This is a genomic window from Cyanobium sp. NIVA-CYA 375 (assembly GCF_056108345.1).
On sequence record NZ_JBSYHW010000136.1, the window covers coordinates 1 to 3,428 of the forward strand.

Below are 3,428 nucleotides of genomic sequence, written 5' to 3' on the forward strand. Positions count from 1 at the left end.
CATAGATTCAACCTGCCCCATCTGATTAGGACGTCCACAATTTGGGCAGGCGGGGGCAAGGTTCGAGTGCTCTTTACCGCAGTCTTGACAGGTGAGTAGGGGCATCTGTTGCTAGTAATTTACCCATTCTTACTTAGCTTAGTCTGGCCGTAACAGTATTCAGAGCAGGCTGGATTAAGCAGTTGTCAAGCGACATCCGGATCCGGAGGGATTTCATGGGCATGGAGCCCGAGGAAGCGGGAAACCTCTATTTCTCACCGACCACCCTGCTGGCCCTGAAGACCAGCCCCAGGAGCGCGATCCACTGGGAGCGATAGGAGGCCCTCCGCCAGATGGGCATGGCCACCTCGCCTGGGGAGATGCGCTGAACCGTTATGCCCAGGCTGAGGAACAGATCCGGGAGAACGCCTGGGCCACCAGACAGAGCAGCTGGCACCGGAGGGGGTGGCCGCGGTCTGGCCCGGAAGCTCCAATCCGGTGATTTCCCTCTCCCCTATCTGGGGAAGTGGCCTAGCAAGCACCCTCCCGGGGGATCTGGAATCACACGAAAGAAAGGTTTCCGAGGGGCCTAAGGGGGACTCCATGTAAAGAAAACCATGTCCCATAGCTACTTCGACGGAGACACCACGCGGGCAGCCAAAGTCCGTTTTTCAACCAAAGCATCATCGAGCTGGGTGTAACTTATCAAACAAGACGTACTAATTCTCTGGTCTCCAATTATTCTGACAATACAAGGCTCCAACTCAAGCCTCTCTCTTTTTACGATCGCACATCTGGAGAGATCTACCGCGCCAGAAGGTGTTGGTGCAGCCGAGGTACCATCACCCTCCAGCTCTCGCTTCAGCGTAATGATCCGGGCATCCAAAGCTGCCAGGCTGCGACAGGCGGCAGCCTGCTTAGAAGTGATAACTCCTAAGTTTCGGGAAGTGTAAGTGCGCCCAAGAAGCATTGGCTGCTCATAACTTCCTCTGTCGCACTTGTAAAAAACACCTGGCCTTGCAGGGATGACAACAGCCTTAATGGCTTGAACTCCCTTTGCAGAGATCATGTACCGCACATCCTCTACTGGACCTTCAACTGGGAGATACTGAGCTTTTTCAAACTGAGCGTCGCAAATCCCCGCAACAAGGAGTCGGAGCTCTTCCTGTCTTCTATACGCCTCCACGAGCGGCTGAGCCTGCAACCCACCCTCAAATAGCAACAGCGCAACGATTAGGGGCCGAAAGAAAGAAGTAATGCTCATCGCTCCACCCTCCAGCTGGTCTCCTGGCCGTGCTTCCCAGCAGGCCGGAAGGTGAACCCGTATCTGGCGAAGGTGGTCCCTCGGGGTTTGGCCCCCACCAGAAGCTGGACCTGGGAGGTGGGAAGCTCCCAGCTATTCCTGGCCGCCTTCATCAGGAAGGAGAGCAGCCCATCCAGGTGGGAGACGGCCGAGCCACCAGCTCCTCCGGAGCCTCCTCGGGCTCCTCCAGCACCTGGGAGAGAGGTTGGACTTGAGCCCGGTGGGCAGGGGTGGTGCTTGTCATGGATGGGTGGAGTATCCGGACTTCTTTGGGTCAGGGAAACAGATTTCTGGAGACCTGCATTGCGATTGCAGCTGAGAGGCTACCGACTCTTTCTGAAATCATAGGGCTTCACTTCATTTCCCCAGCGCCAGACCCCTGCCGGTCACGCTCAGCCTGTGCCTCAGCTCCTAGATAGGCGTTCTAGTAACACCAGCTCAGGTACTGGCGGTAGGCGTAGGCCATACCAGCGCACCATCTCCAGATTTACGTTCCGACCACCGGCATAAACCTCGGCCACTGTTCTCCCGTAACGGTCCACCGTCTGCGGTCTGATCTCTACCGGGCCAGAACCCAGCAGTTGCTTCAACACCAGGGTGGCCTGTGTGCCGCTCTCCCCCTGGGCGGTTTCGGGTGCATCAATGCAAGCCATCCGGATCGTTACCTTCTGCCCATTGGCGGTGGTCACCCGAATGGTGTCGCCATCGCCCACTGATACCAGCGTTGCAGGACCAGCAGCGGCTGCAGCTACGGACTTCGGTTGGCTACGCCTTGGTGCTGGTGCGCTGTAAACAGATCGGCTTGGACTCGGGCTCGGGGTTGGGCTTGGGCTCCCGCCGCCGTGGCAGTGGAAGTCGCTTGTTTTCTTGTTGGTGTGGCAGCCGCTGGCATCCACCCCCGCCACCATGGGCTAGGGCAGCTGTTGGAGCTAATGCCAACGCAGCACTGGCAATAAGGACTGGCCAGCGCATAGGGCTACTTCTTTTAGGTAGTTATTCTATGACAAGTCCTTAAATCGGCCAAAGCATGGCCTGTCTTCAGATTTTATTGCCTGTTGTAGGCGGTGTTTTCATTATTAAACATTTGCCTACCTTGGGCGCATTCAGCACCTTCCAGTCTGGCGCCAAGACAGTTGAAATAAGGACTGTGTGCACATATCCAAGCGATTTTCTGTCAATGGCATAAGTCGACTTAAGGTTTGCAAACCATTGAAATTCAAAGTTAAACTGGTCAGGGGTAAACATCGCGGGACCCTGATAGACTTTCTTAAAATCCGTTAGTGAAAATCTTTCTTTTGCGCTGTCTAGGCTAATCTCTTGTTCCCCACACTTCAACCAAATTGACTTGGCTTAGGCGGGGCTGACAGCAGCGAACGAAGTGCCTATCAAGGCAGCAGCAACTAGAAGTTTACGCATGACGGTGAATTAGTTGCTGCATTATTGCCTAGCCCTGCAGCTGCCGACCATGAGCCTCTTATTCGATTTGATCGCTGACCTGCCCGAGGGCATAGCGGTGACGCCCCTCTTTGCTGCTGATAAGGCCGAGGCCCTGAAGGCTGCCAAAGAGTTGTTCCCAGGCCATCGGGTAACGGACGTGCTCAAGGAAGGCGAGCCCGGCACCTAACCCGCCAGGCGTTCGCCGCGTGGCTTGACCAGCAAGCTGCTTAGGTTTCCGTAGCAGAGTTGCGCCGCACCGCTGCTGATCAGCGCGCAGCACCAGTGGACATTCTGCGGAGACATGCTCAGACTTTGCTCAGAAGCCCTGTATTAATGGAAGTTGAGTACCTGCTGCCTTTTCTTTTTCCTTTGCTTGTCGGGGCGTTTGCGTGTGCTTTTTTCACCTCTGCTGTAGCTGGAATCAAGGGGCACGATGACGGCCCCTGGATGATCGGAGGCTTCTTTTTTGGACCGCTGGCGCTATTAGCCGCAGTAGGCCTCCCCGATCTGAAGTCCAGAAAATACCTTCGCCTCCTTGCAGAGCACCAGGGCGCCATAGAACCAGAACCCATTTCGCCTTCTCCACCCAGAGAGAAACCGCCTTCGCTCCCACGGCCTGGAGAGGAAGAGCAGGCTCCAATAGTGCACCTCGCCGCTGGCGAGGGTGCGCTCGATCGCCTGCTGGTTCATCCAGGCCACCATCAACACG

The 3,428-nt window shown here is 56.1% G+C and carries 4 protein-coding genes and 1 pseudogene; 1 reads left to right on the plus strand and 4 read right to left on the minus strand.

The annotated features are described in order from the left end of the window. Positions 1-607: 607 nt before the first annotated feature. The 3 genes from AC01FP_RS16560 to AC01FP_RS16570 all read right to left on the minus strand — a co-directional run bounded on the left by AC01FP_RS16560 (position 608) and on the right by AC01FP_RS16570 (position 2,190). The gene (locus AC01FP_RS16560; protein WP_474481766.1) at positions 608-1,243 is read right to left on the minus strand and encodes a hypothetical protein; all 636 of its coding nucleotides are present in this window, start codon (positions 1,241-1,243) and stop codon (positions 608-610) included. Positions 1,244-1,394: 151 nt separating this feature from the next. Next, on the minus strand, positions 1,395-1,526 hold the full coding sequence (locus AC01FP_RS16565; RefSeq protein ID WP_474481767.1) for a hypothetical protein: 132 nt from the start codon (positions 1,524-1,526) through the stop codon (positions 1,395-1,397). A gap of 160 nt (positions 1,527-1,686) precedes the next feature. Beyond that, entirely contained in the window at positions 1,687-2,190 is a 504-nt protein-coding gene (locus tag AC01FP_RS16570; protein WP_474481768.1) for a thermonuclease family protein, read from the minus strand. A 557-nt stretch (positions 2,191-2,747) separates the two neighbouring features. On the opposite strand from AC01FP_RS16570, the gene AC01FP_RS16575 reads away from it, so the two are divergent. Then, positions 2,748-2,906 (plus strand): hypothetical protein, encoded by a 159-nt coding sequence (locus AC01FP_RS16575; RefSeq protein ID WP_474481769.1) that lies wholly within the window; start codon positions 2,748-2,750, stop codon positions 2,904-2,906. A 296-nt stretch (positions 2,907-3,202) separates the two neighbouring features. Here the strand turns inward: AC01FP_RS16575 and AC01FP_RS16580 are convergent. Then, positions 3,203-3,428 (minus strand): annotated as a pseudogene (locus AC01FP_RS16580) (hypothetical protein); the annotation flags it as partial.